Consider the following 20,008-nt stretch of genomic DNA (forward strand, 5'->3'; position numbering starts at 1 on the left):
ATGGCCGCTACAATCGAGCAAGCACGAAGGAGCAGGAGAACCGGTGGCTGAGAAAGCGGCGAAGTCCAGGGCGAAGGCACAGAAGGCCGACGACACTCCCATGGGACCCACCGGCCGTCCGTATCAGGGCTTCCCGATCCCGGCGCCGCTGAAGTCGCACGGCCCCGCTCGCATCATCGCCCTCTGCAACCAGAAGGGCGGCGTCGGCAAGACGACGACGTCCATCAACCTCGCCGCCGCCCTCGCGGAGTACGGTCGCAAGGTGCTCGCGGTGGACTTCGACCCGCAGGGCGCCCTGTCCGCCGGTCTCGGCATCCAGACGCACGACGTGCCGACGGTCTACGACCTCCTGCTCGACACGAAGCGCGACGCCCACGACGCGATCGTGCACTCGAACGTGCCCGGTCTCGACGTCCTCCCCGCGAACATCGACCTCTCGGCCGCGGAGGTGCACCTCGTCAACGAGGTCGCCCGCGAGACGATCCTCGCCCGCGTGCTCCGGCAGGTGGCGGGGGAGTACGACGTCATCCTCATCGACTGCCAGCCGTCGCTGGGCCTGCTGACCGTGAACGCGCTGACGGCGGCGCACGGCGTCATCATCCCTCTCGAGTGCGAGTTCTTCGCGCTGCGCGGCGTCGCGCTCCTCATCGAGACCATCGACAAGGTGCGCGATCGCCTGAACCCCTCCATCGAGATGGACGGGCTGCTGGCGACCATGTACGACCCGCGCACGCTGCACTCGCGCGAGGTGCTCGAACGCGTCGTGGAGGCGTTCGGCGACGACGTGCTGGAGACCGTGATCGGCCGCACCGTGAAGTTCCCGGATGCGTCGGTCTCGGGGGTCCCGATCACCGAGTTCGCTCCGGAGCACGCGGCCGCACAGGCATACCTGCGGCTGGCCAGGGAGCTGGTCGCCCGTGGCGCCGTCGCCTGACGAGCTCGGAACCGCTGAGGTCCCGGCACTCGCCGACGCCGTCGACGCCGCGGAGTCATCGTCCGCCGCCGCCGACGACACCGGTTTCCGGGTCTCGCTGTCGAACTTCGACGGCCCCTTCGACCTCCTGCTGACCCTCATCTCCAAGCACGAGATGGACATCACCGAGGTGTCGTTGAGCGCCGTCACCAACGAGTTCATCGCGTACCTGGCCGACCTCGAGGACGAGGAGGAGCTGGACCAGGCGTCGGAGTTCCTCGTCGTCGCCGCGACCCTGCTCGACATGAAGGTGGCGGGTCTGCTGCCGCAGGGCGAGCTCGTCGACGCCGAGGCCGTGGCCCTGCTCGAAGCGCGCGACCTGCTCTTCGCCCGTCTGCTGCAGTACCGCGCGTTCAAGGAGGTCTCCGCGTGGTTCGCACGGTGCCTGCAGCGGGAGGACCGCCGCCACGTGCGCGCGGTGCCGCTGGAGGAGAAGCACCGGAAGCAGACACCCGAGCTCGTCTGGTCGCTCACGACCGACGACTTCGCGGCTCTGGCACTGCTGGCCTTCGCACCGAAGGAGATCCCGCACGTCGGGCTCGACCACCTGCACGCGCCCCTGGTCAGCATCCGCGAGCAGGCCGCGATCGTCGTCACGCTGCTGCGCGGCACCGAGTCGCTGAGCTTCCGCGAGCTCGTCGCCGGCGTCACCGAGCCGGGCATCGTCGTGGCCCGCTTCATTTCGGTGCTGGAGCTGTACCGGCACGCGGCGCTGTCCTTCGAACAACTGGAACCGCTCGGGGAGCTGACGCTCCGTTGGGCCGCCGACTCCTGGTCGGACGAGACACTCGCGACCCTGGGGGCCGACTATGACCGATGACATGACCGAGACGGAAACCGGGCTCCGCGAGGAGCCCGACGCCGTGACGGGTGCCGAGTTGCCCCTCAGCGAGCGCGTGGAGGCGATCCTCTTCATCGTCGACGAGCCGATCGGCCTGGTGGCTCTCGCCGCGGCGGTCGGCGCGCCGGTGCCCGCCGTCCGGCAGACGGTCGAGTCGCTGGTCGAGGACTACGACGGCCGGGGCGCGGGTCCGCGGCGCGGCTTCGAGCTGCGGGAGGTCGGCGGCGGATGGCGGCTCTACGTCCGCGAAGACCTGGATCCGGTCGTGGCGGAGTTCGTCGGCGGCCAGGCTCCGGCCCGGCTCTCGCAGGCCGCGTTGGAGACGCTCGCGGTGATCGCCTACAAGCAGCCCGTCACCCGCAGCCAGGTCGCCTCGATCCGCGCGGTCAACGTCGACTCCGTGGTCCGCACGCTCCTCGCACGAGGCCTGATCACCGAGCTCTTCGCCGACTCCGAGACCGGGGCGATCAACTACGGCACGACCGATGCGCTCCTCCAGCATCTCGGCATCAACTCTCTGGATGAGCTTCCGCCGATCTCGCCGCTCCTCGATGACGGCGCCGACGGCTTCGACGAAGGGACGGTCCGATGACCACCGACGCCCACGATTCCGCAGCCCCCGAGGGCGTCCGACTGCAGAAGGTGCTGGCCGCCGCCGGCGTCGCGTCCCGTCGGGTCGTCGAGCAGTACATCGTCGAGGGGCGTATCCGCGTGAACGGCCAGGTGGTCACCGAGCTCGGCCGCCGCATCGACCCGGAGCGCGACCTCGTCGACGTCGACGGCACTGCGGTGCAGCTCGACGTGTCCAAGCGCTACGTGATGCTGAACAAGCCGACGGGCGTGGTCAGCAGCATGCGCGACGAGAGCGGTCGTCCGGATCTCCGGCGCTTCACGAAGGACTACGAGGAGCGGCTCTACAACGTCGGGCGCCTGGACGCCGAGACCAGCGGCCTGCTGCTGCTCACCAACGACGGCGAGCTCGCGCACGTCCTCGCGCACCCGTCCTTCGGCGTCACCAAGGTCTACATCGCGAAGGTGGAGGGGACGGTGACGGCGCAGACCATCTCGAAGCTCACGAAGGGCATCGAGCTGGAGGACGGCCCCATCGCCGCCGACAAGGCCCGCCTGCTCGACACGTCGGCGGGCTCGAGCCTCGTCGAGCTCACGCTGCACTCGGGACGCAACCGGATCGTGCGTCGCATGATGGCCGCGGTCGGTCATCCGGTCACCGAACTGGTGCGGCGGCAGTTCGGTCCGCTTCACCTGGGAACCCTCCCGGCGGGCCGGACGCGGGAACTGAGTAAAATCGAACTCGGCGCGCTGTTGACCCTCGCGCGCCGGGAATCCGGTGTCGCCGAGGCGCCAGGCGAGCAGGAGAGCGAATGACCCAGACGACGAGTGCGCCCGCGGCGCGGAAGGCCGGTGCCGTCGCGCCGCGCCTGTCCGGCACCGTGCGCATCGTCGGCGCCGGGCTGCTCGGTGCCAGCGTCGGCCACGCCCTCCGCGCGAAGGGCATCGACGTGGTCCTCACGGATGCGTCCCCCGCGCAGCTGCGCCTCGCCGTCGACTACGGCGCCGGACGCCTTCCGCAGGATGACGACGCCCCGGTGCTCGTCGTCGTGGCCGTGCCGCCGGATGTGACCGCCGACGTGATCCAGGCAGAGCTCGAGCGCTACCCCGACGCCGTCGTGACGGATGTCGCGAGCGTGAAGCTGGAGCCGTTCCGCACGCTCCGTGACCGCGGTGTGAACCTCGCCCGCTACATCGGCTCCCACCCGCTCGCCGGCCGGGAGCGCGGCGGGGCGATCTCGGCGCGAGCCGACCTGTTCATCGGACGGCCGTGGGTCGTGTGCCGCGACGAGGACACCACCGCGCGGGACCTCGCGCTGGTCGAGGCGCTGGCCCTCGATGTCGGCGCGATGCCGCTGGAGATGACTCCCGAGGAGCACGACCGCTCCGTCGCCCTCACCTCGCATGTGCCGCAGGTCATCGCGAGTCTCCTCGCCGGGCGTCTCGCCGGGGCCGAGGAGGGCGCGCTCCGCCTGGCAGGGCAGGGCGTGCGGGACACCACGCGCATCGCCGCGTCCGCTCCCGAGCTGTGGGTGCAGATCCTCGGCGCCAACGCCGGTCCCGTGGTCGAGATCCTCGACGCGCTGGCGACCGATCTGAGCGAGGTCGCCGATGCGCTGCGCGCTCCGGGCGCACCGGGTGCCCGACGCGTGCTCGCGGAGACCATCCGCCAGGGCAACGACGGTGTCGAGCGCCTCCCCGGCAAGCACGGACAGAACCGACGCTTCGAGACACTGGTCGTCATGGTCGACGACACCGCCGGTCAGCTGGGGCGCCTGTTCGGCGAGCTCGGCGAGCTGGGCGTCAACGTCGAGGACCTGCGGCTGGAGCATTCTCCCGGCGCGCAGTTCGGCCTCGCCGAGATCAGTGTCGACCCCGCGGCGCTGCACGGCGCGATCACCGGGCTCCAGGAACGCGGCTGGCGCATCGCAGGGAACACCAATGACTGACACTTCCACCGTCTCCGCCACGAAGTTCATCGCCATCGACGGTCCCGCCGGGTCCGGCAAGTCGAGCGTGTCCAAGGCGATCGCGCGTCGCGAGGGCTTCGGCTACCTCGACACCGGGTCGGCCTACCGGGCTCTCGCCTGGCACGTGCTCGATCGCGGCGCGGACACCGACGACGCGGAGGCCGTACGCGCCGCGGCCGCCGACTTCCCGGTCCGCCTCGGGCTCGACCCGGATGATCGCACGGTACGTGTCGGCGACGTGGACGTGACGGAGGCGATCCGCGAGCCCCGCGTGTCCGGCGCCGTGAGCGGCGTGGCCCGGGTGCCCGAGGTGCGCACCCAGGTCAACGAGCTCTTCCGGGCACTGGTCGCCGAGGCGCCGTACCCGGCCGTGGTGGTCGAAGGTCGCGACATCACGACCGTCGTGGCACCCGATGCGCCTGTCCGCATCCTGCTGACCGCCGCACCGGAGGTGCGTGCCGCCCGCCGCGCGGGCGAGCTCGCAGGCGAGAACGCCGCCGCCGTCGCGCACGCCCTGCACAAGCGCGACGCCTCCGACAGCGCGGTCGTCGACTTCCTCAACGCCGCGGAAGGCGTGGAGGTCGTCGACTCGACCGCACTCGATTTCCCCCAGACCATCGACGCCGTTCTCTCGGTGATCGAACGACTCCGAGGAGCACACCGTGGCTGACGACGAATACGAAGGCGGTCCCGACCAGCTCGCCGAGAAGATGGACCAGCTCGACGAGCAGCTGGCCGAGCAGCGCGCGGAGACCCTGCGCGCCGGCCTCGCCGACTACGAGCTGGACGACGAGGACGCGGAGCTCCTCGCGGGCATCACCCTCGGCGAGGACGGCATCCAGTACAGCCCCGCGCTGCCCGTGGTGGCGATCGTCGGGCGGCCGAACGTCGGCAAGTCCGCGCTCGTGAACCGCATCCTCGGCCGTCGCGAGGCCGTCGTGGAGGACACCCCCGGTGTCACCCGCGACCGCGTCACGTACAAGGCCGAGTGGAACGATCGCCGCTTCACGGTCGTCGACACCGGCGGCTGGGAGCCCGACGCCCGGGGCATCGACCGTTCGGTCGCGGCACAGGCCGAGGTCGCGATCGACCTGTCCGATGTCGTGCTGTTCGTCGTGGACGCCATGGTGGGCGCCACGTCGACCGACGAGCACGTTGTGAAGCTGTTGCGCAAGAGCGGCAAGCCGGTCTTCCTCGTCGCCAACAAGATCGACGACGGGCGTCAGGAGCCGGAAGCGGCCGCCCTGTGGAACCTGGGTCTCGGGGAGCCGCACCCGGTCTCCGCGATCCACGGTCGCGGTGTCGCGGACCTGCTCGATGCCGTGCTGAAGAAGCTCCCCGAGGTGTCCGCCGTCGCGAAGCAGGAGATCGGCGGCCCGCGCCGTGTCGCGATCCTGGGGCGCCCGAACGTCGGCAAGTCCTCGCTGCTGAACAAGGCCGCGGGGGAGGAGCGCGTGGTCGTCAACGACCTCGCCGGCACGACCCGTGATCCGGTGGACGAGGTCGTGGAGCTCGGCGGCAAGATGTGGCGCCTGGTCGACACGGCCGGTATCCGTCGCCGCGTGCACATGGCGCAGGGTGCGGACTTCTACGCGTCGCTGCGCACCTCCGCCGCGCTGGAGAAGGCCGAAGTGGCCGTTGTGGTGCTCGACGTCTCCGAGACGATCAGCGAGCAGGACGTGCGGATCATCGACCTCGTTCTCGAGTCCGGCCGCGCGCTCGTCCTGGCGTTCAACAAGTGGGATCGCCTGAACGACGACGACCTGGAGAACGCCGACCGTCGCCGCTACCTGGAGCGCGAGATCGAGCAGGACCTCGCGCATGTCGCGTGGGCCCCCCGCGTGAACATCTCGGCGAAGACCGGTCGTCACCTCGACAAGCTCGTCCCGGCGCTGGAGACGGCGCTGGAGAACTGGGATCGCCGGATTCCCACCGGCAAGTTCAACGCGTTCCTCGCCGAGCTCGTCGCCGAGCACCCGCACCCGGTGCGCGGTGGAAAGCAGCCGCGCATCCTCTTCGGGACCCAGGCCTCGACCCGTCCGCCGACGTTCGTGCTGTTCACGACAGGTTTCCTCGACCCGGGCTACCGCCGATTCATCCAGCGCCGCCTGCGGGAGCTGTATTCGTTCGAGGGCACTCCGATCGTGATCAACATGCGGGTGCGGGAGAAGCGTCAGCGCTGACTCGTTGCCGCGCATGTCGCGGCGGTGGCGCCGGAGCCCCGATGCTGTGAAAAGCTGAGGGGGTGACTGTCGTACCTCCCGCCGCCGGTGAACCGCGTCGCCCCGAGGGGCCTCGCGATCCGGGCGACGCCTGGGTGGTCGCCGACACGGGCGAGCGGTACTGGGGGCGCTTCGGCGCCGCAGGTCTCCTCGCCGTCGACGCGGAGCGCGGCATCCTGCTGCAGCATCGCGTCGCGTGGAGCCACTTCGGCGGCACCTGGGGTCTGCCCGGGGGAGCGCTGCACGAGGGTGAGGCGGCCATCGTCGGTGCCGTGCGCGAGGCGCAGGAGGAGGCGGGAGTGCCGGATGGTGCGGTGCGGCCCCGCTTCACGAGTGTGCTCGATCTCGGCATCTGGTCGTACACCACCGTCGTCGCCGATGTGCGCACGCCGTTCGACCCCGTGATCAGCGACCCGGAGAGCGTCGCGCTGTCGTGGGTACCCGTCGAGGACGTGGAGGGGCTGCCCCTGCACCCCGGCTTCGGCGCGGCGTGGCCGATGCTGCGAGCTCAACTGTCGGCTCATCCGGTGGTCGTGGTCGACGCTGCCAACGTCGTGGGGTCGGTCCCGGACGGTTGGTGGAAGGATCGCGCCGGAGCGGCCGCACGACTGCGCGACCGACTGACGGGCCTCTCCGTGCCCGCGGACGACCTCGGACTCGCCGGCGACGCCTGGTTTCCGGAGGTGTCGCTCGTCGTTGAAGGTCGCGCGCGCGACATCGCGGAGGCCTCCGCCGAGGGATCACCTGCGGATGCCGCGGCCGCGGAAGCCGGCGTCGCGAGCCTGGCCCTGGACGTCGTGCGCGCGGAGGGCGCCGGTGACGACGCGATCGTGGCCGAGGTCGAACGCCGGGTCGCGAGCGCGTCGCCGGTTCTCGCGGTGACCAGTGACCGCGAGCTGCAGTCCCGCGTCGAGGCCGCCGGGGCCCAGGTGCGCTCGAGCGGCTGGCTCCTCCGCCTCCTCGACGCTTAGCCCGCGGCGGGCTGTTCGGGGACTCACCCCGGTCGGCTCGGGGGGGGTCTGCTCGTTCGGCCGTCCGGGTCTGTCTCGATCGACTCTGGGGTGTGCTCGTTCGGCCGTGGGTCCGTCTCGATCGGCTCTGGTGTGTGTTCGTTCGCCGTCGGGGTCTGTCTCGGTTGGCTCTGGGAGTCCGCGCGGACGCGAGGCATGGGGCGCTGTACTGTCGACGCTTGCGCTGCGCGGGCAGTCGAAGCGACCCGAGAAACTCAGACGAACGCGACCCGACGCGGGGCGTGATCGGTGTGGATCGCGCCGAGGGGACTTCGCCATTCGAGAACCCCGCCGGAATGCTGACGCACCGTCCAGCGCTGAGGCTCCGGGATATCGGGGTGTTTCAGCACATGGTGTCCGCGGCAGAGATGCGCGAGGTTGTCGACGCGGGTCGGACCGCCCTTCGCGTGATCCCAGGTGTGGTCGATGTCGCAGCGGTGTACCGGCTGGCGGCATCCGGGGAACCGGCAGTGCTGATCGCGGGCTCGGAGCAGTCGGCGCATGCTCTCGGTCGCGCTGTACGCGTCCGTCTCGACAACCTGGCCGTGCGGATCGAGGAACAAGCGCGTCCACCCCCCGTCACGTCCGGCCAGAGCGCGGGCGATGTCCGGGTGCAGGGCGCCGTGTCCGTCCAGTTCGGCCGGACGGTCGTCGAGACCCGCGAGGGTCGTCGCCGCCACGGTCACCTGCAGGCGCCCGCGTACGCCGGCCAGGCCCTCGCCCTCGACGGCGCTCGGATCGGCGGTGAGGAGCAGATCGGTCAGCAGGTCGGCCTGCACCTGGCTCCAGGTGCGGGTGTCTGAGGGGGCCGATTCGGCCTCGGGGTCGAGGGCGAAGGTGCCGCCATCGGTGCTGGAGATCGTGGTGTCCGGCCGAGGAGCGCCGCACGAGTGATCCGTCGCGACGTTCTGAGCAGTCAGCAGATCGTCGTGCGTCGGAGTCAGGGGAGGTGTCGCTCCGCCCGCATCGCGGGCCTGGATCACCGTGCGGGTGAGCTGACTCAGCCGGTCGGCGATCGCCACGGCCGCCCATTCCGGGAGGATCGCCGTCAGGACCGCGAGGCCGTCGTCGACCGATCGCACCGTGACGCAGCGCTCGTCTGCGGCGCGGCGGTGTCGCTCCGTGATGGTCTCGCCGACCAGAGCGGAGGCTACGCGGCGGGCATGCACTCGCGTGCGCGCTGCAGTCTCGGCCTCGGCGACGACGAGCACCGCCGTCTCGAACAGCGCCATCGTCTCAGGAGCGACGACGCGGTTGCGGATGGCCTCGGCCACGATCGCGCTCGCCCGTGCGATCTCCCGGACATGCGCGGAGCTCAGAGCCCCGGCGTGGAAGGCCTGCCGCACGCGGGGGAGCGCCGTGCTCAGGGCGAGAGCGTCGGCGAACGCGAACTCCATGGTGCCGGTCGAAACACGCCCCGCCGCGGCGAACTCGGCGACCATAGAGCGGTGGATGGCGTCGCGGTGATGCGGGGCCGCCGCCACGTCTTCATCGTGGAAAGCGATCTGCGCGACCAACAGCTCCGCGGCCTCCGCCTCCAGCACCGCGATGCGCCGGCGAGTCTCCGCCCAGGCATCACGCACGCGTCGCCGCTCCTCCAGGTCGAGGTCTGCGGTCGGCGGGTTCGTCATACCTCGAGTTTAGAACCTATGTTCGAATGAAGGAAGGGTTCAGTCCTGTTGTATATCGCCCCGTCCGCGGAGGCGATCGATGTCTCGACGCTCCCGCTTCGTAGGTCGTCCGGCGCCGCGGTCCCGGACGCCGAGGGCTGCCTGCGGCTCGCGTTCCGGCGTTCGGTCTTCGTACGCGAGGGCGGCCAGCGGCGCGCCCACACGCTTGACGAGGATCTGGCGCACGATCAGGATCCGATCGAAGCCCGCGATGCGGATGCGGAGCTCGTCGCCCACGCGAACTGCCTGCGCGGCCTTCGCCTTGTCGCCGTTGACGCGCACATGCCCCGCGCGGCATGCGGTGGTCGCCGCTGACCGGGTCTTGTAGACGCGCACCGCCCAGAGCCAACTGTCCACCCGCGCGCTGTCGACCATCAGGCGGCCCTCCGCTGCAGGGAGACGAGCGCGCCCGCGACGATCAGCCCCTGGCCGAGCGTGTATGTCAGCATCACGGCGGGGCTGCTCCAGGCCGGGAGGGCGTCGGGGAGGAAGAGTCGGAAAGCGAGGATCGTGTCGCTCGCCAGGAAGAACGCGCCGCCCGTCACGACGAGCGGATGGCATCGTGCGGCGAACGCGGCGGTGCCCGCGAGGAGCAGGCCGTACAGCGCGACCCCGATGAGGAGCGGGCCCGTGTGCGGGCCGAGAAGGAGGATCATCGCGAGCCACCAGGCGGCATAGATCGCTGTCCACCACGGCAGGCGGCGGCGCGCCAAGTGGCGGGCGAAGAGGACGATGTAGGCGATGTGCGCGAGACCGAAGAAGCCCAGCATGAGCGGAAGCTCGGGGGCCGCGGGGAACAGCGCGCCCGCGCCGTCACCCAGCCAGGAGAAGAGCAGGGCGATGAGGAGGAGGGCCACCGTGACGGGCGGGTGGATCCGTCGCGCCGCCACGAGGACCGGCACCGCGAGCAGCGGCATGAGCAGCAGCTTCGTCGGCCCCGCGAGGTCGTGGCCGAGCGCGAGAAGCACAACGTGCAGGAGAGAGACCACGACGTACGGCACGAACGCCCACACGATCGCGGGAGGGAGGGTGCGGCGCTGCATCCCTCCATCGTATGACCGGAGGGGCATGTCGTCTCGAAGGCGGTCGATCGGACCGGGCCGACTCAGGACTCGACGGTGACCGTGGCCACGGCGCCCTCGCCATCGAGGTGCACGGCGGGCCAGTAGCCCTCCGGGAAGTGCTCGCCGCAGGTGTCCGTGAAGTGGAGGACGACGGTGCCGTCGGCTCCGGCCTCGATGGTCTCGAGCTCCAAGTCGTCGGCCGCCTCGTCGAGCTCGGCGGGGCCGGGGTCTCCGGTGCTGAACGTCGTGACCACGGCGTCCGAGGCGACCCGGCGCAGTCCCGGGAGCGCGGCGACGACCGTGCGCAGCCGGGGGAGCAGCGGCGCGACCTCGTCCGGCGACGCGCCCTCGACCATCAGCTCGTAGGTGCGGCCCTCGACCTCGACGCCGCCGACGAACCAGTCGTGGGTGAGGACGGAACCGTCGTCGAGTTCGGAGGTCGCCCGGTGGAGCGGTCCGAGGTCGGGATCATCGAGAGAGGGGTTCGCGGCGCTCATGCCTTCACGCTATCGCTCTCGTTCGGTGTGATTTCCAGGGCGACGAGCACGCGCCCCGGCTTCATCACCGCCTTCTCCTCGAAGCCGGCGCGGAGAAACGTCCCGAGTGTGCCGTGGTACAGATCGTTCGCGCGCTTCTTCTCGCCGCGGGTATCGACCGGATAGCCCTCGATGAGGCGGGCGCCGGACTCCCGCGCGAAGGCGATCGCGGCATCGAGAAGCTCCGCGTTGAGCCCGGTGCCCCGATGCTCCCTGCGGACGACGAAGCAGGTGACCGCCCACACGGACTCGTCGTCGAACGGCTCGGTGCTCGACGCGGCGATCATGCGGGTGCGGGGGATCCGGGCCTGACGGGTGCGCGGTCCGATCCGGATCCAGCCCGCGGCCTCGCCGTCGACGTACGCGACCAGTCCCGGAGGGGGACCCTCGTCGATCTCGGCGCGGAACATCTCGGTGCGCTGAGGCGTGGTGGTCTGATTCCAGTCCTTGTTCGGCAGCACCGGCCAGATGCACTGGCAGCTCGCCCCGTCACCGCCGCCGGTGAGCGCGTGCTGCACGTCATCCCAGCGGGCGGTCGTCGCCAGCGCGGTCGTGATCGTCGACATGCAGGCGACGGTACAAGCAGCTTCCGACACCCCGCAACGCCTCGGTTCGCGAGAGGCCTCCGGTGCGGCTAAGATAGGGGAGTTGCCTGCGCGAGAGTGCAGAACAACAACGGGCTGTGGCGCAGCTTGGTAGCGCACTTGACTGGGGGTCAAGGGGTCGCAGGTTCAAATCCTGTCAGCCCGACCATTTGAGGGCCGGAATCTCGCAAGAGGTTCCGGCCCTTCTGCCTTCCCGGGATCGCCGAGGGCACGAAGAGGGCACGCCTTATGCGGCCCTCCGCGGCCGTCAGCGCGTGGGAAGGAGCTCCGCGATCGTCCCCTGGGGCGCGCCGACCAGAGTCTCGCAGGCCTGTGCCAACCGGGCGGCGAACAGCGCGGCGTCGGTACGGCGCGTCAGCGCATGCGCTGCGATGCCGTCGATCATCGCGAGGATCTGCCAGGCCACGGCATCCGTGTCATCCGTGCGGAACACGCCGGAGCGCCGGCCATCCTCGATGAGCTGCGCGATGAACGACTGCCAGGCGCCCATCTGTTCGTCGATGGCCACCGACAGCGCCGTGCTGCCGCGGCCGAGGGACCAGGCATCCACCCACACGAGCGTGATGTCGTCATGATCGCTGCTGAGTACCGTGGAGATCATCCGCGCCATCCGTGCCGCCGGCTCGCTCTCGGTCTCGGCCTGGGTGCGGACGTCGTCCAGTTCGGATGCCGTCAGCTCGCGGAAGGTGCGCGCGACCAACTCGTCCATGCTGGATGCGTAGTGCGAGACGAGCCCCGGCGCCACCCCTGCCCTGCTGGCGACCGCCCGCAGCGTCAGCGCGGACAGTCCCTTCTCCCTGGCGATCGCGATCGCGGCGTCGTTGATCTCGCCGGCGCGCTGCTCCGGCGTCTTCCTGGTTCGTGGACGCGTATCGGATGTTGACATGGTGCCTCCAGTGTAGGAACATTCCTGTATTGGTCATGTGACCAACAAGCCGTTGTCGGCAAAGGAGATGACATGGGCTGGCGGATGCCGCACGAGGGCGCACGGCACGAACGCACCTGGATGGCGTTTCCGCGCGTGGGCGTCACCCTGGGCGACGGTGCTGCCTGGCGCGACACCGCGTACCGCGCGTGGACCGACGTCGCTCTGGCGATCGCCGAGTTCGAACCGGTCACGATGGTCGTGGACCCGACCGAGATGGCGCGGGCGCGGGACATGCTCGGCTCGGCCGTTGAGATCGTCGAGTCGCCGCTGGACGAGTTCTGGATGCGCGATTTCGGCCCGACCTTCGTCCTCGACGACGACCGGCCGGGCTCCCTCGGCGCGGTCGACTGGATCTTCAACGGCTGGGGTGCGCCCGCATGGGCCGAGTGGCAGGTGTCGGCCGACATCGCACGCATCGTCGCCGCACACGTCGGAGCCGAGCACATCAGTTCGGTGCTCGTGAACGAGGGCGGCGGCATCCACGTCGACGGCGAGGGCACGGTGCTGCTCACCGAGACCGTGCAGCTCGACCCGAACCGCAACCCCTACGCCGACAGAGGCCGCGTCGAAGCCGAACTCGCACGCACGATCGGCGCGACCACAGCCATCTGGCTGCCGCGAGGCCTCACGCGTGACTACGACGAGTTCGGCACCAACGGGCACGTCGACATCGTCGCCGCGTTCGCCGCTCCGGGCCGGGTGCTGCTGCACCGCCAGGACGACGCGGGACACCCCGACCACGTCGTCACGCGGGAGCTGAAGGCGTTCCTGCAGGACCAGACGGATGCCGCGGGCCGCCCGCTCGAGATCATCGACGTCCCGGCCCCCGAGACCCTCCGCGACGACGAGGGCTACGTGGACTGGAGCTACATCAACCACCTCGTGGTGAACGACGCCGTGATCGCCTGCGGGTTCGGCGAGGACGCCGCCGATGCCCGTGCGCGGGACATCCTCGGAGCCGCGTACCCCGGGCGACAGATCGTGACCGTCGACGCGCGCCCGATCTTCGCGCGCGGCGGCGGCATCCACTGCATCACCCAGCAGCAGCCGGCCACGAGCGAGGTGCCCGCATGATCGACGTGGTCGAAGCATCCATCGCGGACCTGCGGCGAGCGCTCGAGACCGGTGCGGCTACGAGCGTCGCGCTGGTGCAGGCTTATCTCACCCGTATCGACGCGTACGACGCACCCGGCACCGAGACCGCGCTCAACGCGGTCGTCGTCCGCAACCCCGACGCCCTCGCCGAAGCCGCGGCGTCCGATGCCCGCAGGGCGGCCCGGCACTTGCTCGGCCCGCTGGACGGCATCCCGTACACGGCCAAGGACAGCTACCTCGTCGCAGGGCTCACCGCGGCATGCGGTTCCCCGGCGTTCGCGGATCTGGTCGCGCAGCGGGACGCGTTCACGATCGAACGGCTCAGGGCCGGCGGGGCGATCTGCCTCGGCCTGACCAACATGCCCCCGATGGCGAACGGCGGGATGCAGCGCGGTGTGTACGGACGGGCGGAGAGTCCGTACAGCGCCGACTGGCTGACCAGCGCATTCGGATCCGGCTCCTCGAACGGATCGGGCACCGCGACCGCCGCGAGCTTCGCTGCCTTCGGACTCGGCGAGGAGACCTGGTCGAGCGGTCGGGCGCCGGCGTCGAACAACGCCCTCTGCGCATACACGCCCAGCCGTGGCGTCATCTCGGTGCGCGGCAACTGGCCACTGGTGCCCACGATGGACGTCGTGGTGCCGCATACCCGTACCATGGCCGATCTCTTCGAGGTGCTCGACGTGATCGTCGCCGATGACGCCGACGTCCGCGGCGACTTCTGGCGCGCCCAGCCGTGGGTGCGTACTCCTGCCGCATCCGAGGTGCGTCCGTCGTCGTACCGAGACCTCGCCGCGGCCGACCCTCGTTCCGTTCTCGCCGGCCGCCGCTTCGGTGTGCCGCGCATGTACGTCAATGCCGATCCGGATGCCGGCACCGGCACCACCATCGGAGGCGCGACCGGGCAGGGCATCGTGACCCGGGCGTCCGTCATCGACCTCTGGGAGCAGGCGCGCCGAGACCTCGAAGACGCCGGCGCCCACGTGGTCGACGTCGACTTCCCGGTCGTCACCAACTACGAGGGCGACCGCGCCGGGGCGCCGACCCTGAGCACCAGGGGACTGGTGTCCGAGCGGTTCCTGCGCTCCGAGATCGAGGATCTCTCCGCCTGGGCGTGGGACGACTTCCTGCGCGCGAACGGCGACCCCGCGCTCGATCGGCTCGAACTCGTCGATGGCGCGCGCATCTTCCCGCATCCGGGAGGTGCCCTCCCGGATCGCTACACCGGCTTCGATGACGAGATCGCCGGGTATCCGGCCCTCGTCCGCGAGCGCCCGTACGCCTCATTCACCGACATCCCGCATCTCGAGGAGGGTGTGCGCGGGCTCGAGGAGACCCGCCGCGTCGACCTCGAGGAGTGGATGGACGCGCTCGGCCTCGACGCCGTGATCTTCCCCGCCGTCGCCGATGTCGGCCCCGCCGACATGGACGTGAACCCGGCATCCGCCGACGCGGGGTGGCGCAACGGCGTGTGGGTCGCGAACGGCAATCTCGCGATCCGTCATCTCGGCATCCCGACCGTCACGGTGCCGATGGGCACGATGGCAGACATCGGGATGCCGGTGGGTCTGACCATCGCGGGCCGCGGCTGGGACGACACCACCCTACTGCGCCTCGCCGCCGCGTTCGAGGCGACCGGCGATCGCCGCACCGCGCCGCCGCGCACTCCCGCTCTTCCCGGAGAGGAACTCTCGTGACGTCGCCCTTCCCGCGCCCGGAGCGGCGCCTGCAGATCACGGCCGATGCCGCGGATCCGCTCCGGCGCGGCGCCGAGCGAGGCATGCAGCTGCGCGCGGCTCTGCCCGGCACGATCGCCGCGTATGATCGGCTCTTCCGCCTCGGCGCCGTCGACGAGAAGACCGTGCGCGACGACGCCGAGCGGCTGCTCGACGCGGTCGACGCCCACCGTCCGGCGCTGCGCGCGCAGATCGAGGGCATCGCCGCCGGTGCGGACGTCGAGATCTGGCGCGTCGCAGCATTGAACGGCCGCACGGAGATCCTGTCCCGCAGCGTCGCCGTACCGCCAGGAGAGTGCTCGACCATCGTGCGCTCGATCCGCGATGCGGACGGCCGCGCGCGCACCCTCGGCGTGCAGACGTGGGACTGGCACATGGAGATCGCGCCGTACTGGCACACGATCATCTCTCGCGGCGGTGTCCACGACTATGCCGGGCTCACCGAATGCGGCATCCTCGGCAAGATCGGCGTGAACAGCGCCGGCGTCGCGCTGCACTTCAACATCCTGGGGCATCGGTCCGACCGGCCCGAGGGCATCCCGATGCACGTGCTCGCCGCTCTCGTGCTCGAGGAGGCCTCCAGTGTCGCGCACGCCGTCGAACTGGTGCGCGAGGCGCCGGTCACGAGCTCCGGCTCGTTCGCGCTCTTCGACGCCGCGGGCGACGCCGTGCTGCTCGACATCAGCCCCGAAGGCGTGTTCTCCGCGCCCGCCATCACCGAGGGCACCTGGCTGCGCACGAATCACTTCCTCACCGAAGAACCAGCGGCGCACGAGAAGACCTGGCTGTACCAGCCCGACTCCGGTCAGCGCTGGGACTTCCTGCGGGGCCGACTGCTGTCGGCCGGCGCACCGACGGATGCCGAGCAGCTGCGCGCGATGCTCGTGACCGGCGACGGCGAGCCTCCGGTGACCTGCCTACCCGACCTCGCGCTTCCGATGGGACAGCGGTGGGCCAGCCTGGCCACTGTCGTGCTCGACCCCGTCGGTCGTCGGGCCGACGTGCTCGACGGCACTCCGGCTGAAACCGCCACCCGCCCGCATCTGACGCTCGCGCTCTGACCCGATCGAAGGGACCACCATGACCGACACCGCCACCGTCTATCGCAACGCCATCGTCTTCGACGGGCTCGCGGATGCTCCGGTGCAGTCCGCGTTCGCCGTGCGCGGCGATCGCATCCTCGCTGTCGGCACGGAGACGGAGGTCCGCTCCGCGGCAGGAGAGGGTGCCGCGGTCGTGGACCTTGACGGGGCGTTCGTGATGCCCGGTGTCATCGAGGCGCACGCGCACCTGGCGATGTTCGGCCACGCGCAGGGCAAGGTGCAACTCCGCGACTGCACCTCGGTGGCACAGATCCAGCAGCGGCTGCTCGAGGCACGGGCGATGAACCCGGACGCGACGATCATCGAGGGTGTCAGCTGGCTGTTCGACGCGCTGCCTGACGGCGTCACCCAGCCGACCGCGGCGATGATCGACGAAGTGATCGACGACATCCCGGTCTTCCTCGATGCGAACGACCTGCACAGCACCTGGGTGAACACAGCCGCGCTGCGCGCAGCAGGCATCGACCGCGATACCGGCGACCCGATCGGCGGCCAGGTCGTGCGGGACGAGGACGGAGAGGCGACCGGGTTCCTGCTCGAGACCGCGGCCATGGATCTGCTGGCGGAGTATCTCGACGGCATCCGGACCGAGGAGGAGGTCGACCGCCACCTCGACCTCGCCTTCAGCGCGTACCTGGCGGCCGGCGTGACCGGCGCCGCCGACATGGGGATGACAGAGCAGTCGATCGCGGCGCTGCGGCGTCGGCTCGACCGCGACGGTCGGCTGCCGTTCCCGGTCACCGCGCACTGGTGGCTGAGTTCCACCGGCGACCCGGCCTCCGATCTCGCTCAGGTCGAGCGTGCGGTGCAGCTGCGCGACGAACTCGCAGCCACGGGCACGCCGTGGCTGAAGGTCGTCGGGGTGAAGTTCATCCTCGACGGCGTGATCGACGCGTGCACCGCCGCGATGGCGCGTCCGTATGCCGACGGCTCGAACGCCGACCCGATCTGGAACCGCGAGGCTGCGACGCCGGTCGCGATCGCCGCCGACCGCGCCGGCTTGCAGCTCGCGATGCACGCGATCGGAGACGCGGCGAGCGCACTCGCCGTCGACCTCGTCGAGGCCTGTGAGCGCGAGAACGGCACCGGCACCGGCCGCCGGCCGCGCATCGAGCATCTGGAGTCGGTCGCGCCCGAGACGGTCGCACGGATGCGCGCGCACGGCATCGCCGCCTCCATGCAGCCGGTGCACTGCGACCCCGCCATCCTGGACAACTGGATGGCGATGCTCGGTGATCAGCGCGCTCACGACGGCTTCCCGTGGAACTGGTTCCGCGACGTCGACGTTCCCGTCGCGCTGGGCACCGACGCCCCCACCGCACCCCACGAGGCGCTGCACAACCTGTTCATCGCGATGTCCGGGCGATCCTCGATCGACCGCACGCTGCCGCCGTACCACCCTGAGCGCGCGTTCACCGCCGCGCAGGCACTCGCGGCGGCGACGTCCGGCGCAGCCTACGTCGGCGCGATCGACGACGCCTACGGCCGGATCGCGCCCGGTTTCTTCGCGAACGTCGCCGTGCTGGACATCGACCCGCTGTCCGCGCCGACCGACGACCTGCTCACCGGCGCCGTGCTGCTCACCCTCGTGCACGGCGAGGTCGCCTACCGGCGCCCATGAGCTTCTGCTCCTGAATCCCGAACGCCCCCTGCACTGACGCAGGTGGGTGCCCGTCCTGGAAGGACCGTCATGTCCGACACATCCGCCATCCCCGCTCCTGGTGCCGTCGCGCCCGGATCCGAGTCCGAGTTCATCGACTCCGCGAACACCCCCGAGACCCGAGGCATCGAACTCATCGACGACGCCCAACGGCACGGGAGAGCGCGCGATCTGTTCTTCGTCTGGAGCGCACCGGGCGTCAGCGTGCTGAACATCACGGTCGGCGCGTCGATGACGCTCGTGCTCGGCCTGGAGATCTGGCAGGCGCTGCTCGTGATTCTGGCGTCGAGCGTGCTCGCTCTGCTGCCGGGCATCGTCGCCATCTCCGGACCGGCAGCCGGCACGTCCGGCTCCGTGGTCCAGCGTGCGATCTACGGCATCCACGGCAACAAGATCGTCATCGCGTTCTACGGCTGGTTCATCTCGGGGGTCTTCCTCGCGCTGAACTGGGTGGCGGCGTCGTTCATCGGCGGCGAACTGCTCGTGCGGTGGGGCTTCCCCGATCCGATCGCGGCATCGATCCTGGTGGCGGTCGTGGTCTCGACGATCACCGTGATCGTCGCCGTGTACGGTCACGCCCTCATCCTGAAGGCCTATCTGGCGATCTCGATCGGGCTGTTCGTGATCTTCGCACTCGTCATCGGCTACATCGCCCCCGCGCTGGATTGGGGGTTCGCGCAGCCCGAGCCGCTCAGCGGGCTGCCGCTGTGGGTGAGCGTCACGATCGCGTTCGCGCTGATGGCATCGTCGCCGCTGTCGTTCAGCAACAGCGCCGACATGGCCCGTTATCTGCCACGCGACACCACAGCGTCCGGCATCATCGGCGCGACCGCGCTGGGACAGCTCTTCCCCGCGGTGCTCATCACCGCCTTCGGCGTCGTGCTGGGCGGCTCCATCGGGCCGGACAGCCTCGCGAACGGCATCGAGTACTCCCTGCTCGAGAAGCTGCCGGTGTGGCTCGCCCCGCTGTTCGTGCTCGGCGTCCTGGTGAACTGCATCTCACTCAACGGCATGACGACCTACACGGCGAGCATGGCCCTGCAGTCGATCGGCGTGCCGATCCGCCGCATCCCCTCCGCGATCCTCATCGGTGCGCTCGGCTGCGCGTTCACGATCGTGCTCGTCGTGGCATCCGACCTGATCAGCGCCGTCAACCTGATGCTGCAGTTCCTGCTGATCATCTCCGTGCCCACGATGGGCGTCTACGTCGCCGACATCGTCCTGCGCCGCAACCGGTACTCCGGGACCGACCTGTTCGACGAGCGGCCCGGCGGCAGGTTCTGGTACACCGGCGGCTTCGGCATCCCGGGTCTCGTCTCCGTGGTCGCCGGTGGCTTCGCCACCGCGATGTTCCTGTCGACGACCGTGTGGACCGGCCCGCTCGGCGCGGCGCTGGGCGGGCTCGACCTCTCGGTGCCGGTCGGACTCCTGGTCTCGATCGGCCTGTACGCCGTGCTCGCAGGACGGACGGTGCGCACGCAGATCGGCGGCTGAGACCGGGGGCCTCCGCGGGTGCTCTCTTCGGCCACCCGCGCCAGATCACGTTGTGCCATCAGCCCGACCGAGAATGCCCGGAAACCCGCACGAGTCTCCGGGCCTTCTGCATCCCCCGTCAAGGGGGTACGGCACCGTCCCTCCGCGTCCTAGCGTTCCCCCCATGGCTATCGAACTGAACCGACCGGCGCTGAAGCTCGCGCGTTCCCTCGTCCGCGACGGCAAGGTCGTGCGGGATGAACGCGACGACTGGTCCGAGGCAGCGCCCAGCGCAGAGGACGAGAACCGCTTCATCGACGAGCACGGATGGACGGAGTTCGCCCACTGGCACCTCGGCATCGACAAGAGCGAGAACCCCGAGACGAAGAAGGCGTACAGCTTTCCCTTCGGCGACTTCCAGAAGGTGCGTCGCTCCGGCGTGATCTCGGGTGAGAGCCGCGCCGGGCAGTACGACCACACGGAGATCAGGGACGAGCTGCGGAAGCTCCTCGAGCTCATCGACTCCGAGGACGCCTGACGCCACGCGTCCGT

At 70.3% G+C, this 20,008-nt stretch carries 20 protein-coding genes and 1 tRNA gene; 15 read left to right on the top strand and 6 right to left on the bottom strand.

Annotated features, from left to right (window positions below):
• Positions 1-100: 100 nt before the first annotated feature.
• From M4D53_RS14770 to M4D53_RS14805, 8 genes are all read left to right on the top strand, one after another.
• On the top strand, positions 101-934 hold the full coding sequence (locus M4D53_RS14770) for a ParA family protein (protein ID WP_164498181.1): 834 nt from the start codon (positions 101-103) through the stop codon (positions 932-934).
• Complete coding sequence (locus M4D53_RS14775) at positions 918-1,793, top strand: segregation and condensation protein A (RefSeq protein WP_259954746.1); 876 nt, start codon at positions 918-920, stop codon at positions 1,791-1,793. Before M4D53_RS14770 ends, M4D53_RS14775 begins: the two co-directional genes overlap by 17 nt.
• A complete protein-coding gene (gene scpB / locus M4D53_RS14780; protein ID WP_187661848.1) occupies positions 1,783-2,406 on the top strand; it encodes an SMC-Scp complex subunit ScpB in 624 nt (207 codons plus the stop codon). Before M4D53_RS14775 ends, scpB begins: the two co-directional genes overlap by 11 nt.
• Entirely contained in the window at positions 2,403-3,200 is a 798-nt protein-coding gene (locus tag M4D53_RS14785) for a pseudouridine synthase (RefSeq protein ID WP_259954748.1), read from the top strand. The genes scpB and M4D53_RS14785 overlap by 4 nt, the downstream gene beginning before the upstream one ends.
• Positions 3,197-4,333 carry a prephenate dehydrogenase gene (locus M4D53_RS14790; protein ID WP_259954750.1) on the top strand — a complete coding sequence of 379 codons (1,137 nt, stop codon included), beginning with the start codon at positions 3,197-3,199 and terminating at the stop codon, positions 4,331-4,333. Before M4D53_RS14785 ends, M4D53_RS14790 begins: the two co-directional genes overlap by 4 nt.
• Entirely contained in the window at positions 4,326-5,024 is a 699-nt protein-coding gene (gene cmk, locus M4D53_RS14795) for a (d)CMP kinase (RefSeq protein WP_259954753.1), read from the top strand. The genes M4D53_RS14790 and cmk overlap by 8 nt, the downstream gene beginning before the upstream one ends.
• Positions 5,025-5,064: 40 nt before the next feature.
• Complete coding sequence (gene der / locus M4D53_RS14800; protein ID WP_232089245.1) at positions 5,065-6,537, top strand: ribosome biogenesis GTPase Der; 1,473 nt, start codon at positions 5,065-5,067, stop codon at positions 6,535-6,537.
• 62 nt (positions 6,538-6,599) lie between these two features.
• A complete protein-coding gene (locus M4D53_RS14805; RefSeq protein ID WP_259954755.1) occupies positions 6,600-7,547 on the top strand; it encodes an NUDIX domain-containing protein in 948 nt (315 codons plus the stop codon).
• A 254-nt stretch (positions 7,548-7,801) separates the two neighbouring features.
• On the opposite strand, the gene M4D53_RS14810 is transcribed toward M4D53_RS14805, so the two are convergent.
• The 5 genes from M4D53_RS14810 to M4D53_RS14830 form a co-directional block, all read right to left on the bottom strand.
• Positions 7,802-9,217, bottom strand: coding sequence for an HNH endonuclease signature motif containing protein (locus M4D53_RS14810; RefSeq protein WP_259954756.1), 1,416 nt, complete (start codon positions 9,215-9,217; stop codon positions 7,802-7,804).
• Between the two features lie 39 nt (positions 9,218-9,256).
• On the bottom strand, positions 9,257-9,631 hold the full coding sequence (hslR, locus tag M4D53_RS14815) for an Hsp15 family ribosome-associated heat shock protein (protein WP_187661841.1): 375 nt from the start codon (positions 9,629-9,631) through the stop codon (positions 9,257-9,259).
• Positions 9,631-10,299, bottom strand: coding sequence for a lysoplasmalogenase family protein (locus M4D53_RS14820; protein ID WP_259954758.1), 669 nt, complete (start codon positions 10,297-10,299; stop codon positions 9,631-9,633). Before M4D53_RS14820 ends, hslR begins: the two co-directional genes overlap by 1 nt.
• Positions 10,300-10,361: 62 nt before the next feature.
• Positions 10,362-10,817 (bottom strand): hypothetical protein, encoded by a 456-nt coding sequence (locus M4D53_RS14825; RefSeq protein WP_259954760.1) that lies wholly within the window; start codon positions 10,815-10,817, stop codon positions 10,362-10,364.
• A complete protein-coding gene (locus tag M4D53_RS14830) occupies positions 10,814-11,422 on the bottom strand; it encodes a GNAT family N-acetyltransferase (RefSeq protein WP_259954761.1) in 609 nt (202 codons plus the stop codon). Before M4D53_RS14830 ends, M4D53_RS14825 begins: the two co-directional genes overlap by 4 nt.
• Before the next feature lie 110 nt (positions 11,423-11,532).
• On the opposite strand from M4D53_RS14830, the gene M4D53_RS14835 reads away from it, so the two are divergent.
• Positions 11,533-11,609 (top strand) — tRNA-Pro (locus tag M4D53_RS14835).
• 99 nt (positions 11,610-11,708) lie between these two features.
• Here M4D53_RS14835 and M4D53_RS14840 read toward each other — a convergent pair.
• Positions 11,709-12,347 carry a TetR/AcrR family transcriptional regulator gene (locus tag M4D53_RS14840; protein WP_259954763.1) on the bottom strand — a complete coding sequence of 213 codons (639 nt, stop codon included), beginning with the start codon at positions 12,345-12,347 and terminating at the stop codon, positions 11,709-11,711.
• Positions 12,348-12,419: 72 nt separating this feature from the next.
• Between M4D53_RS14840 and M4D53_RS14845 the strand changes: the two genes are divergently transcribed.
• The 6 genes from M4D53_RS14845 (at position 12,420) to M4D53_RS14870 (ending at position 19,994) form a co-directional block, all read left to right on the top strand.
• Complete coding sequence (locus M4D53_RS14845) at positions 12,420-13,463, top strand: agmatine deiminase family protein (RefSeq protein ID WP_259954765.1); 1,044 nt, start codon at positions 12,420-12,422, stop codon at positions 13,461-13,463.
• Entirely contained in the window at positions 13,460-15,181 is a 1,722-nt protein-coding gene (locus M4D53_RS14850; protein ID WP_259954767.1) for an amidase, read from the top strand. The genes M4D53_RS14845 and M4D53_RS14850 overlap by 4 nt, the downstream gene beginning before the upstream one ends.
• Positions 15,178-16,281, top strand: a complete 1,104-nt coding sequence (locus tag M4D53_RS14855) for a C45 family autoproteolytic acyltransferase/hydrolase (RefSeq protein WP_259954769.1) — start codon at positions 15,178-15,180, stop codon at positions 16,279-16,281. The genes M4D53_RS14850 and M4D53_RS14855 overlap by 4 nt, the downstream gene beginning before the upstream one ends.
• Before the next feature lie 19 nt (positions 16,282-16,300).
• On the top strand, positions 16,301-17,944 hold the full coding sequence (locus tag M4D53_RS14860) for an amidohydrolase (RefSeq protein WP_259954770.1): 1,644 nt from the start codon (positions 16,301-16,303) through the stop codon (positions 17,942-17,944).
• A gap of 69 nt (positions 17,945-18,013) precedes the next feature.
• A complete protein-coding gene (locus M4D53_RS14865; RefSeq protein ID WP_259954771.1) occupies positions 18,014-19,477 on the top strand; it encodes a purine-cytosine permease family protein in 1,464 nt (487 codons plus the stop codon).
• A 163-nt stretch (positions 19,478-19,640) separates the two neighbouring features.
• Positions 19,641-19,994, top strand: coding sequence for a hypothetical protein (locus M4D53_RS14870; protein ID WP_259954772.1), 354 nt, complete (start codon positions 19,641-19,643; stop codon positions 19,992-19,994).
• Positions 19,995-20,008: the final 14 nt, after the last annotated feature.

It is taken from the genome of Microbacterium meiriae (genome assembly GCF_025143875.1).
GTDB classification, from domain to species: domain Bacteria; phylum Actinomycetota; class Actinomycetes; order Actinomycetales; family Microbacteriaceae; genus Microbacterium; species Microbacterium meiriae.